Genomic DNA, 14,753 nt, shown 5'->3' on the forward strand with positions numbered 1-14,753 from the left:
CCCGCGCGTCCTCAGTGCAGCGGGCCGTGCGCGTTGGAGCGCAGCCGGTCCCGGATGACCCGTACGGCTGCTTCGGCGTCGTCCACGGTGATCGTGAAGGTGTGTCCGTCCCACAGCCGCAGCACCACGCCCTCACCCCGGCGCACGACGACCGCGGTGCCCTTCTCGGGCCGCCAGCGGTAACCCCAGCCGCCCCAGTGGCGCGGGGTGACGAGCGGGGCGAAGTCGGCACCGGCCACCTGCGCCAGCGGGATACGGCGGCGCGGCACGCCGATGTGGCCGCACCGCACCTCCAGGGACTCCTTGTCGAGCTTCAGGTCGACGTGCACGAAGGCGAGGGTGCCGAAGAGGACGAGCAGACCGGCCGCGATACAGCCGACCACGGCCATGGCGAGCGCGGCCGTGCCGGAGGTCCACGCGGAGTCGACGGCCAGTTCGATGCCGAGCGCCATGCAGGCGGCACCGCCGAGCGCCAGCAGCCACTGGAAGCGGTTGGTGGCGCGCCCGGTCCAGATGTCCGGGTGCGGAGTGTCCACGTCCTGGAGGCGGTCCCTCATGGCAATGAGATTACTCAGGTTTCACCGTACGGGTACTGCGTCGCGCAGGTTGGCTCCGCCGGCCGGGCGAGTGCGGCGGAGCGGGGGCGTCCGCCGGGCGCCCGTCCGGCACGGGGGCGGCCCGTCCGTCAGGAGGCGGGGCTGGCCACCTGCAACAGCCGCCCCTCGGCGTACGCCAGCGCAGGCTCGGGCAGCGCGCCCGCACGCCCGCTGAGCAGCACCGTCACCGAACCGAGCGCCGGCGCATCGGGGGCGGGGACGCCGCCGATGCGGCGCAGGGCCTGCGCGGCCACGGCACCGGCGGAGCCGTGCAGGACGAGCGGCGGGAGACCGGGGCGCTGCACGGCGGCCCGGATGCGGTCGGCGACCAGCTCGTAGTGGGTGCAGCCGAGGACCACGGTCGTGACGTCCGCGGGGGTCAGCGCGGCGGCCGCGGCCACGGTGGCCTCGATGGCCGCCTCGTCGGCGTGCTCCACGGCCTCGGCCAGGCCCCAGCACGGCACCTCGGTGACGGCCACACCGCCGGCGAAGTCCCGGATGAGCCCCTGCTGATAGGGGCTGCCGGTGGTGGCGGGCGTGGCCCAGATCGCGACGGGGCCGCCGCCCGCGGCGGCCGGCTTGATCGCGGGAACCGTGCCGATGACCGGGATGCCCGGTTCGAGACGGGTGCGCAGGGTGTCCAGGGCGTGCACGGTGGCGGTGTTGCAGCCGACGATGAGGGCGTCCGGCCGGTGCGCGGCGGCGGCCTCCGCGACGGCCACGGCACGCCCGGTGAGGTCCTGCGGAGTACGCGGCCCCCAGGGCATGCCGTCGGGGTCGAGGGAGAGAACCAGATCCGCGTCGGGCCGCAGGCGCCGTACCGCGGCGGTGGCCGCCAGCAGGCCGATTCCGGAGTCCATGAGCGCGATCTTCACCCGGCCACGATAGACGATGGGCTGCTGCGCGCCCCTACGGTGGGGCAGACTGCGCGGGTGAGCGCCATCACGTGCATCGCCGCCGCTTCTCTCGCCGCCTGGCTGTGGCTGCTGCTCTTCCAGGGCTTCTTCTGGCGTACGGACGTGCGGCTGCCGGCGCTGCGGGAACCGAGGACCTGGCCGTCCGTCTGTGTCGTCGTACCGGCGCGCGACGAGGCCGCGATGCTGCCGTCGAGCCTGCCGTCGCTGCTCGCCCAGGACTACCCGGGCCGGGCGGAGATCTTCCTGGTCGACGACGGCAGCCGGGACGGGACCGGGGAACTGGCGCGCGAGCTGGCGCGACGGCACGGCGGGCTGCCGCTGACGGTGGATTCGCCGGGCGAGCCGCCCGCGGGCTGGACGGGCAAACTCTGGGCGGTGCGGCACGGCATCGCCCTGGCACGCACGCGTGGGCCCGCCTACCTCCTGCTCACGGACGCCGACATCGCCCATGCGCCGGACAGTCTGCGCCGGCTCGTGGCCGGCGCCCGCACCGGAGGCTTCGACGTCGTCTCGCAGATGGCGCGGCTGCGGGTGGAGAGCCTGTGGGAGCGGCTCGTCGTGCCCGCCTTCGTCTATTTCTTCGCCCAGCTCTATCCGTTCCGCCGCATCAGTAAAAGAAATAAGGAGAACGTCGACGAGAAGAACAAAGAAGGAACGGCGGGTGAGAAGAAGGGGAGGACCGGGACGGCGGCCGCCGCGGGCGGCTGTGTCCTGGTGAGCGCAGAGGCCGCGGAGCGGGCCCGGATCCCGGACTCCATCCGGCACGCCGTCATCGACGACGTCGCCCTCGCGCGGGCCGTCAAGCGCACCGGGGGCCGTGTCTGGCTCGGGCTGGCCGACGGCGTGGACAGCGTGCGCCCCTATCCGCGACTGCGTGATCTGTGGCGGATGGTCTCGCGCAGCGCCTACGCGCAACTGCGCCACAGCCTCCTGCTGCTGGCCGGCACGGTCGGCGGGCTGGCGCTGGTGTACCTGGCGCCGCCCGTCACCCTGGTCGTGGGGGCGGCGCTGGGCGATCCCGCGACCGCCGTGCTCGGCGGCGCGGCCTGGCTGGTGATGGCCGGGACGTACGTACCGATGCTGCGTTACTACCGGCAGTCGCGGTGGCTGGCTCCCCTGCTGCCGTTCACCGCGTTCCTGTACCTGCTGATGACGGTCGATTCCGCGGTGCAGCACTACCGGGGCCGGGGTGCAGCCTGGAAGGGCCGCACCTATCCGCGTCCCGAAGCCGTCGCCGACGAGGGCTGAGTCGCCCCGGACCGGCCTCGCCTACTTCCGGCCGGGCGTCCAGTCCATGCCCCATCCGTAGGTCTGGTCGACGGTCCGCTGCGGGCTCACTCCGCGCTGGGGCACCAGGTAGCGGGCCTCGCGCTGGACGACCAGGTCACCGCCGGTGTTGGTGATGAGGGCGAGCGCACACACCGTGGAGGGGACGGTGCACTCGTCGAGCGAGAAGTCGATCGGGGCGCCGTACTGCGGGGTGAGGGTGACCGTCGCGTGCAGGTCCGCGAAGGAGCGGGCGCCCTCGTAGATCGTCACGAAGACGAGGATGCGCCGGAAGTCGCGCGCGTGGTCGAGGTTGATCGTGAGGTTCTCGCCGCTCGCCGTGGCGCCGGTGCGGTCGTCGCCGTCGAGGTGGATGTACGGCGGCCGGTTCAGGGCTCCGAACGCGTTGCCGAGGGCCTGTACGACCCCTTTGCGGCCGTCGGCGAGTTCGAACAGGGCGCACAGGTCGAGGTCGAGGTCTCTGTGCAGCGCGACGGCCCGGCCGCGCTTGCTGCCCCAGCCCGAGAACTGCTTGCGCACCTCCCAGTTGAGGTTCACGCGCATGGCGCCCGAGGTGCCGCCCTGCTTGGTCAGCGAGACGGACGGCGTGGACTTCGTGAGGGTGACCTTGGACAGCCGGACCGGCTGGGCGGGGGGCGGCGGGGCCTGGTGGGCCGGCGCCGGCATGGTCGCCGGGTGGACCGCCGGCGGCGGGGACACTGGCATAGGAGGAGCCGCGGGCGAAGCGCCGAACGGGTTCATGGGGGTGACGAGGGTGGGATCCCGGGGGGCGGGGGCCGGCACCGGCGGGACGGGGGCCGGGGCGGCCGGTGCCGGGACCGGGGCGGCCGGTGCCGGGTGCTGCGGTTCGTCCACGGCGATGCCGAAGTCCGTCGCCAGTCCCGCCAGCCCGCTGCCGTAGCCCTGGCCGACGGCCCGGAACTTCCAGGCGCCCTGGCGGCGGTAGAACTCGCCCAGCACGAACGCCGTCTCGACGGTCGCGCCCGTGCTGTCGAATCGCGCGTGGACCGTGCCCCGCTCCGCGTCCCGGACCTCGATGTACAGACCGGGGATCTGCCCGAACGCGCCGCCGTCGGCGGAGGCGGCGAGGATCACGGTCTCGACGGCGGGCTCCACGCGCGCGAGGTCGACGAGAAGGGTGTCGGTCACCCGGCCGCCGCCGTCCCGTCGCTTCCCCTCGTGCCGGACGCTGCCGGAGGAGTGCACGGGCTGGTTGTAGAAGACGAAATCCCCGTCGGAGCGGACCTTGCCGCCGACCAGCAGGAGCGCCGAGGCATCGGCGTCCGGCACCCCGGCACCGGCTCCCCAGCCCAATTCGACGCGCAGTGCCGTCGTCGGCACCGGCGTATTCGATCCCTTCGACATTGACATGTCCGCCCCCATCACATCCCACTTCGCCGGGCCAGGTCCCGGCACCCATCGGGTTGCCTACGGAACCAACCTATTGCGCGCGGTGGCGAACTCCCATGGAGAGACGGAAACCCGGGAGGTCAACCACCGGTAACCCCTCCGGAACTCGGGCTTTACACGATCGACCCCCTGCTTGGTGCCCCTTTTTCCCATGTTCGCTCGCATTGGGGATCCCAGGTCACTACGGACGCGGAAAACAACCCTCTTATCGGTCTCCCCAACCAGCACATCGTGGGCTTAACTTATGTGCCATGACCTCCCCCCGCTCCACCTATGGCGGCGGCTACTACTCCGCCTCCTTCCCGGACACCCCGATCTACGACTCGCTCGTGGCCGAACGGGGCACTCCGCAGATCGCCCCGATCCGGGTCCCCGCCGCGTACGACATGGGCATGGGCAGCAGCCTTCCGTCGATGGGCAGCAACCTGCCCGCGCTCCCCTCGGCGCTGCCCGCCCTGCCCCCGGCTCCCTCCCAGCCGAGCTACGGCTACCCGCAGGCGCAGCAGCCCTCCCCGCTGCAGCAGGCGCCCGCGGCCTACGTCCCGCAGCAGGCGGCGCCCCGCGGCTACCCCGGTCCGCAGCCGCAGCAGCCCCGCCCGGTCCAGCCCGGCATGGGCTACGAGGCGATGCGTCCCGCGGCCGCCCGGCCCGCTCCGGCTCCCTACCAGGATCCGTACGGCAACCAGCAGCAGTACCGCGGCGGCTACTGATCCGTTCCCGGCCCGTCGGTGCCACCTGGCACGATGGGAATCATGGAGAAAGCGGACCTGCTGTCGATTCACGTCCATCCGGTCAAGGCGTTCCGGGCACTGTCGCTCCGGGAAGCCGTCGTGGAGCCCTGGGGGCTGGCCGGAGACCGACGCTGGGTACTGATCGACGACGGGGGAAAGGTCGTCACACAACGCCAGCAGCCGCGCCTCGCACAGGCCGCCGCCGAGCTCCTGCCCGGCGGCGTCCGGCTGTCCGCGCCCGGCCGTGCACCGCTGACCGTCCCCGAGCCGCAGCCGGCCGGGACCGTGCCGGTCGAGATATTCGGCGACAAGGTGGAAGGTGTGCCCGCCGACGCCGCCGCCCACGCCTGGTGCAGTGCCTTCCTCGACGCCGACGTACGTCTCGTGCACATGGACGACCCCGCCGTGCGCCGTCCGGTCGACCCCCGGTTCGCGCTGCCCGGGGAGACGGTCTCCTTCGCCGACGGCTTCCCGCTGCTGGTCACCACGACCGCCTCCCTCGACGCCCTCAACACGCTGATCGCGCAGGGCCGCCACGCCGCGGAGGGCCCGCTGCCCATGAACCGCTTCCGGCCGAACCTCGTGGTGTCGGGGACCACAGCCTGGGCCGAGGACGGATGGCGCCGTATCGCCGTCGGCGAGGTGACCTTCCGGGTCGCCAAGAAGTGCGCGCGCTGCGTCGTGACCACCACCGACCAGACCACCGGCGGGCGCGGCAAGGAGCCGCTGCACGTCCTGGGCCGGCACCGCCGTATCGACGGCGGTCTGATCTTCGGCCAGAACCTGGTGCCCGAGTCCCCCGGCACGCTCCGGGTCGGCGACCCGGTCACGATCCTCGACTGAGCCCGCCTGCCGCCTGCCCGTATGGACGCCTGCCCGCCCGGACGGTGCGTCAGCTCCTCGCGCGCCCGCGGAATGCCGACGCGGTTCGGGAACCCTGCGCCGGGACCCGCTCGTTGGGATTTTCGCGAGCAGTTCGTGCAAGGCCCGGGCCGGAGGTGAGTTCGCTCTCTTCGACCGGACCCACGCGTGAACGGTCGCGCACGGGGATACACGGAGGGGTGAGGGGGTGGCGTCTCGGTGCGAGCGATCGGCGGGCTCTGGCGCTGGCGGCACAATCCGCTGCGACGCGCGACCGACCTGGTGGAGGCCTGGCTCGCCCTCGTGGCCCTGCTGTTCGTCCTGCTCGTCACGCCGGTGACCGGATTCCTCGTCGGCGGCGCCGCCCAGGACGCCCTCCAGCGGGCGGTCCGTGCGCAGCACGCCGCGCGGTACGAGGTGACGGCCACCGTGCTGCGCCGGCTGACCCGTTCCCCGCTGGAGGCCGATCCGGAGGTCTCCGCCCTGCGGGACAGCCGCAGCCGGGTGACCGCCGACTGGAGAGCACCGGACGGCACCGCGCACCACGGCCCGGTCGTCACGACCCTCAAGACCCCGCACAGCGGCGACCACTTCACCCTGTGGACCGACGTGCACGGCACCCTCGTGGCCCGCCCGATGGACCCGGTGACGGCGACGACGCACGCCGTCCTCGCCGGACTGGGCGCGGCCATGCTGACCGTGGGACTCGTCGAGGGCATGAGACGGCTCGTCCTGTGGCGCATGGTCCGGCGCCGGTACACGCGTTGGGACCGGGCCTGGGAGCGGGCGGGCCCGGACTGGGGCCGGACCGGCACCGGCAGCTGAGGGCACGGCGTCCGCCCGGCCGCCTTCGGCCTCTGGTCAATCCACCGTGCGTACGCACGCTACGGTGGACCGGCCGATACTTCGGCATCGACCCGCGTACGACGAGGTGGGGGCACGGCAACGCCATGGCACAGGGCACGGTCCAGGTGACGCACACCGGTACTTCGAGGTGGCGGCGCCGCACAGGTGAGTACGCGTCGCTCGCCGCAGCCCTGGAGGCCGCGGCCGAAGGTGACGTCCTCACCATCGCCCCGGGCACCTATCGGGAGAATCTCGTCGTCGAGCGGGCGGTGACCCTGCGCGGTCCCGAGGGCTCGGCCGGTTCGGTGCGGATCGCGCCCCTGGACGGAGTGCCGCTGACGGTCCGTGCGTCGGCGGTCGTCCAGGACCTGCACGTGGAGGGACAGGACGCGGCGGCGCCGGCGCTGCTGGTCGAGGACGGCTCGCCGGAGCTGCACGACGTCCGGATCGTCACCCGGTCCGCGGCCGGCATAGAGGTGCGCGGCGGCGCCCGGCCCACCGTGCGGCGCTGCACCGTCGACAACCCGGCGGGCATCGGCATCGCCGTGGTCGACGGTGGTGGCGGGGTGTTCGAGGACTGCGAGGTCGTCGCCTCGGGGCAGTCAGGGGTGATGGTGCGCGCGGCCGGCCATCCGCGGCTGGAGCGCTGCCGGGTGCACCACACCTCCGGTGCCGGACTGAGCGTCACCGGGGACAACTCCGCGCTGGAGGCGGTGGGCTGCGAGGTCTACGAGGTGCGGGGCAGCGGTGTGCAGATCACCGCACGGGCCACCGCCCACCTCACGGACTGCGATGTGCACCGCACCACGGCCGACGGCGTCACCCTGGACACCGACGCGGTGCTGACGCTCGCCGACTGCCGGATCCACGACATCCCCGAGAACGCGGTCGACCTGCGGTCCCGCTCCGTGCTGACGCTGACCCGCACGACGGTGCGCCAATTCGGCCGCAACGGGCTGTCGGTGTGGGATCCGGGCACGCGCGTGGACGCCAACCAGTGCGAGATCTTCGACAGCACCGGCGACTACCCGGCCGTGTGGGTCAGCGACGGTGCGACCGTGGTCCTCGACTCCTGCCGGGTGCACGACGTGCCGGACGCGCTGTTCGTCCTGGACCGCGGCTCGCGCGCGGACGTCGTCGACAGCGATCTCTTCCAGGTCCGCAACACCGCCGTGTCGGTCAGCGACGGGGCCACCGCGCAACTCGACGACTGCCGGATCCGGGACGCGGCCACCGGGGCCTGGTTCCGTGACCACGGCAGCGGCGGCACCCTCAACAACTGCACCGTGGACGGCACCCAGACCGGCGTGATCGTCACCAAGGGCGCCGACCCCACCATCGAGCGGTGCACCGTCGACTCGCCCGCGGAGGCCGGGTTCTACGTCTCGGCGGGCGGCCGGGGCAGCTTCCTGGGCTGCCGGGTCACGGGCAGCGCCGGCTACGGCTTCCATGTGCTCGACGGCTGCCGTACGACGCTGCGCAAGTGCCGTACGGAGCGCTGCGCGCGCGGCGGGTACGAGTTCGCGGAGGGCGGCCCGGACGCCGCGCCCGGATCGGGTCCGGTCGTCGAGGACTGCACGAGCGACGAGAGCGCGGGGGTGCGGGCGCCCCGGGCACCGGAGCCGGAGCAGACCGTGCAGCAGACGGCGGCCCGGTCCGCGGGGCTGCTCGGCGCCATCCCCGGCCAGCGCGTCACCGAGCAGGAGCCGCTGCTCCCCGCCACGCCGCCGGAGCAGCAGGCGCGCACCTCCACGGCCGTGCTCGGCGAACTCGACGCGCTGGTGGGCCTGGACAGCGTCAAGCGGGAGGTGCGGGCCCTCACCGACATGATCGAGGTGGGCCGGCGCCGCAGGGAGGCCGGGCTGAAGGCGGCCTCCGTCAAACGTCATCTCGTCTTCACCGGCTCCCCCGGCACCGGGAAGACGACGGTCGCCCGCCTCTACGGCGAGATCCTCGCCTCCCTCGGCGTGCTGGAGCGGGGGCATCTGGTCGAGGTGTCCCGCGTGGACCTGGTCGGCGAGCACATCGGTTCCACGGCGATCCGCACCCAGGAGGCGTTCGAACGGGCGCGTGGCGGGGTGCTGTTCATCGACGAGGCCTACGCGCTCTCCCCGGAGGACTCCGGCCGCGACTTCGGCAAGGAGGCCATCGACACCCTCGTGAAACTGATGGAGGACCACCGGGACGCGGTGGTGGTGATCGTCGCCGGGTACACGGCCGAGATGGAACGGTTCCTGTCGGTCAACCCCGGTGTGGCGTCCCGCTTCTCCCGGACCATCACCTTCAGCGACTACGGCCCCGGGGAACTGCTGCGGATCGTGGAGCAGCAGGCCGAGGAGCACGAGTACCGGTTGGCTCCGGGGACCGCGCAGGCCCTGCTGAAGTACTTCACGGACCTGCCCAAGGGCCCTGCCTTCGGCAACGGCCGTACGGCCCGGCAGACGTTCGAGGCGATGGTGGAGCGGCATGCGGGCCGGGTCGCCCAGGTCGCGGAGCCGAGCACGGACGACCTGACCCTGCTCTACGCCGAGGACCTGCCCGAACCGTCCTGAGGCGGGCCGCCCGCGGGACGGGGGCCCGGCAGGTCCGGCCGCAACCGGGCCAGCAGTCGCTGCCGTTCCCGCGCGAAGACCGGGTCGGCCTGGTAGTCGGAGTGTCCGAGGACCGGAGCGGGCAGCGGGTGCCGGTCGGTGCGGCCGTACGCCATCGGGTCCTTCAGCGGCGCACGGTCCACCTCGGGACCGCAGTCGCCGGGCAGGCGCACCGGGCCGCCGATGGGGTCGGTGAGGCGGTAGAGGTTGCGCCAGCAGGCCACCTCCCGGTGCAGCGAGCTCAGCGCGCCCGGCCCGAAGTGGGCCGGGAACCAACGGCCGTAGAGCCGTTCGAGCGGGGAGCCGTAGGTCAGCAGGGCGACCCGGCCGCGCTCGGAGGGTCTGAGCTGCCAGACGGCGGCGGCCGCGAGCACGCTGCCCTGCGAGTGCCCGGAGATCACCAGGCGGCCGCCCGTGTCGCGGGTCCAGGTGGCCATCCGCCAGGTCAGGTCGGGGACGGCGCGCTCGGCGTAGCAGGGCGGGGCGAAGGGGTGGGCGGCGCGCGGCCAGAACGTGCCGACATCCCACAGGATGCCGATGGTGCGCCGGGCGGTGGCGTCCTTGTAGGCCCGTCGGCCCCAGGTCACGAAGACGATGAAGCCCAGTCCGATCAGCCAGGAGCCGATCGCCTGCGCGGCGTCGGCGGCGCCGTGCACCCATGCGGGTGTGCCGTCGGCGGCACCGGCCGGGGTCTGCCCCGTGCTCAGGGCGCCGACGAGGGCCGCGCTGCCCAGCAGCAGGGTGGTCCCCGCGGTGACGGCGACGAGGAGGGGGCCGCGGTCGGTGAGGGAGGCCATCGCGCGGGCGTCGGCGATACGGCGGGTGCGGGCCGGGTCCTTGTTCTCCGCGGGGTAGTCGCGGTCGACGGCCGCCTGTTCGGCCCGGCGCAGCCGCCAGGCGGCGCGTCCCAGCCCGCCGCAGAGCACGAGCAGGGCCGCGAGCAGTCCGGGGATGACGGAGGCCTGCCAGGTGAGCAGGACCGGCGGTCCGGGGATCGAGGATTTGGTGCCGTCCAGCCAGTCGGCGACCCGCTGGGACACACCGCCGGACATCACCCCGCCGAGGGCGCAGGCCAGCAGCGCGACGGCGGGTCCGGCCAGACCGCGCAGCACCGTGCGCGGGGCGGGGTCGCTGCGGTACAGGACATGGGCGACCGCGGCGAGCGCGAGGACGATCAGGCCCTGGGCGAGGGCGAGGGTGCCGAAGGTCGCGTCGCCCGCCAGCCGTCCGTGCGAGCGCCAGTGGGGGCGTTCCCAGCCGGCGTACACCAGGGTGAGCAGGAACAGGGTGAGGGCGGCGGGCGGGAGCCGGTGCACGAGGTGCCCGTCGAGCGCCCGGTCGAGGCGGTGTTCGCTGCGGCCCCGGCGGCAGACGACCCAGACCACGGCGGCCGCCGCGGCCAGCAGGGCCGCTTCCAGCAGCCGGCCGAGCGTGTCCAGGGCGGCCGGTCCGCCCGGCTGCCGGTCGAAGCGGGCGGCCGGAGCGGCCACCGCAGCGGCGACTGTGAGCAGACCGGCCGCGGTGTGCGCCGCGCGCAGCCGGGCCACCAGCCGGCGTCCGTACCAGAAGCCGGGCCGCCCCAGTGCCGTGCGGTCGGCGCGGGTCTCGGGTCCGGCGGCGTGCACGAGGGGCTGCTGGGACTCGTACGCGCTCCAGGTGCGGTGGGAGAGGTAGCAGAGCAGGGCGGTGAGGACGGCGGGGACCACGGAGGCGAGGGCGAGTCTGCGGCCGGGGTGGCTCCACCAGCCGCCGTCCGGGCCGGTGGGGGCCAGGAAGCCCAGCCAGGAGTGGCGTGCGGCGCAGGCGGGGGTGCCCGCGCACTGCCAGGCCGTGAGGTCGAGGGCGACCTCGCAGACGGCCGCGACCAGCAGCACGGTCAGGGTCAGTGCGGCGAGGCGCACCAGCAGCCCGTACAGGCGCACCGCGCGCGGCCGGCCCCGGGCGCCGGGGCGCATCCAGTGGGCGAGGTTGACCACCATGAACGGCAGCAGCAACAGCCACAGCGCGCGGGTGCCGTCGCCGGAGGTGAGGTTGGACCAGACGTAGGCCTCGGGCACCGGGCCCGGGTGGCGGTCGGCGGGGCCGCGCTCGGCGTCGACGTCCTCGGCCCGCCGGTACACGGCCGCCGTGTCGTCGCCGGTGATCCGCACGGTGCGCGGGTCGTTCAGCATCTTCTCGGGCGTGGCCCCGCCGACCCCGTGGACCAGGAGCTCCAGGGCGGGGCGCGGCACCGCGGGCCGCACGTCGGGGGCGGCCGCCGTTTCGGTGCCGGTGGTGCGGGTGGTGCGGGTGGTGCGCTCCCGCGCGGGGTCGTGCGGGGGATCCTGCACACGCTCCCGGGTGGGCTCCGCGCACTCCTGCGTGAGCTCCGCGGGCGCTCGCGCGGGGTCCTGCGCGGGCTCTCGCGCGGCCTGCCGCGGATGGTCCCGTGTTCTTTCCTGTGCACGCTCCACTGTTCGCACTTCCCCCGTGACGCACCGTCGGCAGCTCTCCGTGCGGCCTCAAGGATCTCCGCTCCGGGCGTGTCGTACACCTCCTGTCGCCGAATCTCCCCGATACGTGTGACAAGCGGGGCGGCCCCGCGCCCTTGGATGGCATGTGCGCGTCGGTACGGGTGGTGGCGCGTCCCCTGGTCCCACATGCGAGGATGGGACGCCCGCGCATCGTGGACGGGAAGAATGTCCTTGTCGGAGCAGGTATGCGGGCCTGTCGGACGGCCTAGGCGAAAGGACCGGAGCGTACGTGAGTGAGAATCAGAACCTCCTCGCGGAGCAGCGGCGCGCCCTGATCCTGGACGAGGTCCGGCGCCGTGGCGGGGTCCGGGTCAACGAACTGACCCGCAAGCTGGGCGTGTCGGACATGACGGTACGCCGTGACCTGGACGCGCTGGCCCGGCAGGGCGTCGTGGAGAAGGTGCACGGCGGCGCCGTGCCGGTGGCCGAGGCGAGCACGCACGAGCCGGGCTTCGAGGCCAAGTCGGGTCTGGAGCTGAACGCGAAGGAAGACATCGCGCGCGCCGCCGCCGAGTTGGTGGCCCCGGGCTCGGCGATCGCGCTCTCGGGCGGTACGACGACGTACGCGCTGGCGCACCGTCTGGTGGACGTGCCCGACCTCACGGTGGTGACGAACTCGGTGCGGGTGGCGGACGTCTTCCACGTGGCGCAGCGCACCTCGGGCCAGCGGCCGGGCACGGCGACGGTGGTGCTGACCGGCGGCGTGCGCACACCGTCGGACTCGCTCGTGGGGCCGGTGGCCGACCAGGCGATCGCGGCGCTCCACTTCGACGTGCTGTTCCTCGGTGTGCACGGGATATCGGTCGAGGCGGGCCTGTCGACGCCGAACCTGGCGGAGGCCGAGACCAACCGGCGTCTGGTGCAGTCGGCCCGGCGGGTCGTCGTGGTCGCCGACCACACCAAGTGGGGCACGGTGGGCCTGAGTTCGTTCGCGGCGCTGGACCAGGTGGACACCTGGGTGACCGACTCGGGGCTGCCGGCCCGGGTCCGCACGGAGATCGCGGAGCATGTGCGGCGTCTGGTGGTGGCCGGTGAGCCGGACGAACCCGACGAGGACACTGACATCTGACGGCAAGTCGGCTAGCGTGGCTGCCCGTTCGGCCGCCCGTTGTCTTCCGACCGTCGACAGGAAGGGCCTCACGATGGCTCGCCGTCTACGCCCGGTGGGACTCGACCACGTCGAGACCGCGCCCCTGCGCCTGGTCTTCACGCGGGACATCACCGCCGCTCCCGAGCAGGTCTTCAAGGCGCTCGCCGACGATGTGCCCGGCTGGGCCGAGTGGTTCCCGGCGGTGACGCTCGCCCGGCCGACCGACGGCGGGGCGGGACGGGAGATCCGGCTCAAGGGCGGCGGGCACTTCCACGAGACGGTTCTCGCGGCCGACGGGCCCGAGGTCTATGCCTACCGGGTGGACTCGGGCAACGCGCCGGGTGTCCGGGCCCTGGTCGAGGAGTGGCGGCTGACCCCGGTCGGCACCGGCACCCGCGTGCAGTGGACGTTCGCCGCGGACGGCAACACGGCGTTCCGGCTGGTACTGCGGCTGGCCCGGCCCGGACTCGGCAAGGCCTTCCGGGACGCGGTGGGGACGCTGGACCGGCGGTTGGCCGCATAGGAGCCCCGGACAGAAGCGGGGCCCGGCGTCGCATCTGCGCGTCGCGCCCCGGCGCCGCGGCACCGCCCGGCGGGCGACGTGACGGAGCCGGTCGCGCGCGGCGTGACGGAGCCGGTCGCGCGCGGCGTGACGGAGCCGGTCGGCGTCACGGAGCCGGTCGGCGTCACGGAGCCGGTCGCGCGGCGGGACGGAGCCGGTCGGTCGCCGGAGCTCAGCCCGGCCAGACGCCCGTCTTCAGCAGGGACTCGATCGCCGCCGTGTACGGCGTGATGTCCAGGCCCTGTTCGGCCAGCCACTCGTCCGCGTAGTACTTGTCGAGATAGCGGTCCCCGGGGTCGCACAGCAGCGTCACGACACTCCCCCGGCGCCCCTCGGCCGCCATCTCGGCGACGATCTTCAGGGCGCTCCACAGCCCGGTCCCGGTGGAGCCGCCCGCCTTGCGGCCGATGGCCTGCTCCAGGGCGCGCACGGCGGCGACGCTCGCCGCGTCGGGGACCTTCATCATGCGGTCGACCGCGCCGGGCACGAAGCTCGGTTCCATGCGGGGCCTTCCGATGCCCTCGATACGCGAGCCGCGGTCGCAGGTGACGTCCTGGTCCCCGGTGGTCCAGCCCTCGAAGAAACAGGAGTTCTCCGGATCGGCGACACAGATGCGGGTGTCGCGCTGGGTGTAGTGGACGTAGCGGGCGAGGGTCGCGGAGGTGCCGCCGGTGCCGGCCGTGGCGACGATCCACGCCGGTTCCGGGAACCGCTCCAACTCCAGCTGACGGAAGATGGATTCGGCGATGTTGTTGTTGCCGCGCCAGTCCGTGGCCCGCTCGGCGTAGGTGAACTGGTCCATGTAGTGCCCGCCGGTCTCCGCCGCGAGGCGGGCCGACTCCTCGTACATCCGGCGCGAGTCGTCGACGAAGTGGCAGCGGCCGCCGTGGAACTCGATCAGGCGGCACTTCTCGGCGCTCGTCGTGCGCGGCATGACCGCGATGAACGGCACGCCGATCAGGTTCGCGAAGTACGCCTCGGAGACGGCCGTCGAGCCGCTGGACGCCTCGATCACCGGGCGCCCCGGCCGGATCCAGCCATTGCACAGACCGTAGAGGAACAGCGAGCGGGCCAGGCGGTGCTTGAGACTGCCGGTGGGATGGGTCGACTCGTCCTTCAGATAGAGATCGATACCCCATCGCTCGGGCAGCGGGAAACGCAGCAGATGGGTGTCGGCCGAGCGGTTGGCGTCCGCCTGGACCTTGCGGACCGCCTCTTTCAGCCAGTCACGATAGGCAGCGTCGCTGCGGTCGACGTCGAGGGTCTCGCCGGTCCGGGTCTGCTGTGAGGTACTCACGGCGGTGCTCCTAACGCTTCGCGCCGACGGCGCCTGGCGCGCCCGACGCCTC

Annotated in this window: 12 protein-coding genes; 7 read left to right on the forward strand and 5 right to left on the reverse strand. The window is 73.4% G+C overall.

Going from position 1 to position 14,753, the window contains the following annotated elements; translation table 11 throughout:
• Positions 1-11: 11 nt before the first annotated feature.
• Together ACZ7OY_RS21055 and ACZ7OY_RS21060 are read right to left on the reverse strand one after the other, a co-directional pair.
• Positions 12-557 carry a hypothetical protein gene (locus ACZ7OY_RS21055; RefSeq protein WP_471912765.1) on the reverse strand — a complete coding sequence of 182 codons (546 nt, stop codon included), beginning with the start codon at positions 555-557 and terminating at the stop codon, positions 12-14.
• Between the two features lie 128 nt (positions 558-685).
• Positions 686-1,471, reverse strand: a complete 786-nt coding sequence (locus ACZ7OY_RS21060) for a glutamate racemase (RefSeq protein WP_471912766.1) — start codon at positions 1,469-1,471, stop codon at positions 686-688.
• A gap of 39 nt (positions 1,472-1,510) precedes the next feature.
• On the opposite strand from ACZ7OY_RS21060, the gene ACZ7OY_RS21065 reads away from it, so the two are divergent.
• On the forward strand, positions 1,511-2,761 hold the full coding sequence (locus ACZ7OY_RS21065) for a glycosyltransferase (protein ID WP_471912767.1): 1,251 nt from the start codon (positions 1,511-1,513) through the stop codon (positions 2,759-2,761).
• A gap of 21 nt (positions 2,762-2,782) precedes the next feature.
• Here the strand turns inward: ACZ7OY_RS21065 and ACZ7OY_RS21070 are convergent, their stop codons facing one another.
• Positions 2,783-4,165 carry a TerD family protein gene (locus ACZ7OY_RS21070; protein WP_471912810.1) on the reverse strand — a complete coding sequence of 461 codons (1,383 nt, stop codon included), beginning with the start codon at positions 4,163-4,165 and terminating at the stop codon, positions 2,783-2,785.
• 296 nt (positions 4,166-4,461) lie between these two features.
• Between ACZ7OY_RS21070 and ACZ7OY_RS21075 the strand changes: the two genes are divergently transcribed.
• The 4 genes from ACZ7OY_RS21075 to ACZ7OY_RS21090 all read left to right on the forward strand — a co-directional run bounded on the left by ACZ7OY_RS21075 (position 4,462) and on the right by ACZ7OY_RS21090 (position 9,200).
• Positions 4,462-4,920 (forward strand): DUF6643 family protein, encoded by a 459-nt coding sequence (locus ACZ7OY_RS21075; protein ID WP_384723608.1) that lies wholly within the window; start codon positions 4,462-4,464, stop codon positions 4,918-4,920.
• A gap of 42 nt (positions 4,921-4,962) precedes the next feature.
• A complete protein-coding gene (locus tag ACZ7OY_RS21080) occupies positions 4,963-5,784 on the forward strand; it encodes an MOSC domain-containing protein (RefSeq protein ID WP_471912768.1) in 822 nt (273 codons plus the stop codon).
• A 237-nt stretch (positions 5,785-6,021) separates the two neighbouring features.
• Positions 6,022-6,627: an Rv1733c family protein gene (locus ACZ7OY_RS21085; protein ID WP_471912769.1), complete on the forward strand. Its 606-nt coding sequence runs from the start codon at positions 6,022-6,024 to the stop codon at positions 6,625-6,627.
• A 125-nt stretch (positions 6,628-6,752) separates the two neighbouring features.
• Positions 6,753-9,200, forward strand: a complete 2,448-nt coding sequence (locus tag ACZ7OY_RS21090) for a right-handed parallel beta-helix repeat-containing protein (protein ID WP_471912770.1) — start codon at positions 6,753-6,755, stop codon at positions 9,198-9,200.
• On the opposite strand, the gene ACZ7OY_RS21095 is transcribed toward ACZ7OY_RS21090, so the two are convergent.
• Positions 9,170-11,410 carry a hypothetical protein gene (locus ACZ7OY_RS21095; RefSeq protein WP_471912811.1) on the reverse strand — a complete coding sequence of 747 codons (2,241 nt, stop codon included), beginning with the start codon at positions 11,408-11,410 and terminating at the stop codon, positions 9,170-9,172. The genes ACZ7OY_RS21090 and ACZ7OY_RS21095 overlap by 31 nt on opposite strands.
• Positions 11,411-11,981: 571 nt before the next feature.
• Between ACZ7OY_RS21095 and ACZ7OY_RS21100 the strand changes: the two genes are divergently transcribed.
• Together ACZ7OY_RS21100 and ACZ7OY_RS21105 are read left to right on the forward strand one after the other, a co-directional pair.
• Positions 11,982-12,821, forward strand: coding sequence for a DeoR/GlpR family DNA-binding transcription regulator (locus ACZ7OY_RS21100; protein WP_471912771.1), 840 nt, complete (start codon positions 11,982-11,984; stop codon positions 12,819-12,821).
• Between the two features lie 73 nt (positions 12,822-12,894).
• Positions 12,895-13,365 carry an SRPBCC family protein gene (locus ACZ7OY_RS21105; RefSeq protein WP_351608568.1) on the forward strand — a complete coding sequence of 157 codons (471 nt, stop codon included), beginning with the start codon at positions 12,895-12,897 and terminating at the stop codon, positions 13,363-13,365.
• 211 nt (positions 13,366-13,576) lie between these two features.
• Here ACZ7OY_RS21105 and cds1 read toward each other — a convergent pair whose 3' ends face one another.
• The gene (gene cds1, locus ACZ7OY_RS21110; RefSeq protein ID WP_385530709.1) at positions 13,577-14,701 is read right to left on the reverse strand and encodes an L-cysteine desulfhydrase Cds1; all 1,125 of its coding nucleotides are present in this window, start codon (positions 14,699-14,701) and stop codon (positions 13,577-13,579) included.
• Positions 14,702-14,753 lie beyond the last annotated feature (52 nt).

The organism is Streptomyces sp. NPDC107559, assembly GCF_055657365.1.

Coding starts and splice junctions, on each gene's coding strand:
- ACZ7OY_RS21055 (WP_471912765.1), bottom strand. CDS start 557: ATGAGGGACCGCCTCCAGGACGTGGACACTCCGCACCCGGACATCTGG.
- ACZ7OY_RS21070 (WP_471912810.1), bottom strand. CDS start 4,165: ATGTCGAAGGGATCGAATACGCCGGTGCCGACGACGGCACTGCGCGTC.
- ACZ7OY_RS21075 (WP_384723608.1), top strand. CDS start 4,462: ATGACCTCCCCCCGCTCCACCTATGGCGGCGGCTACTACTCCGCCTCC.
- ACZ7OY_RS21080 (WP_471912768.1), top strand. CDS start 4,963: ATGGAGAAAGCGGACCTGCTGTCGATTCACGTCCATCCGGTCAAGGCG.
- ACZ7OY_RS21090 (WP_471912770.1), top strand. CDS start 6,753: ATGGCACAGGGCACGGTCCAGGTGACGCACACCGGTACTTCGAGGTGG.
- ACZ7OY_RS21095 (WP_471912811.1), bottom strand. CDS start 11,410: ATGCTGAACGACCCGCGCACCGTGCGGATCACCGGCGACGACACGGCG.
- ACZ7OY_RS21105 (WP_351608568.1), top strand. CDS start 12,895: ATGGCTCGCCGTCTACGCCCGGTGGGACTCGACCACGTCGAGACCGCG.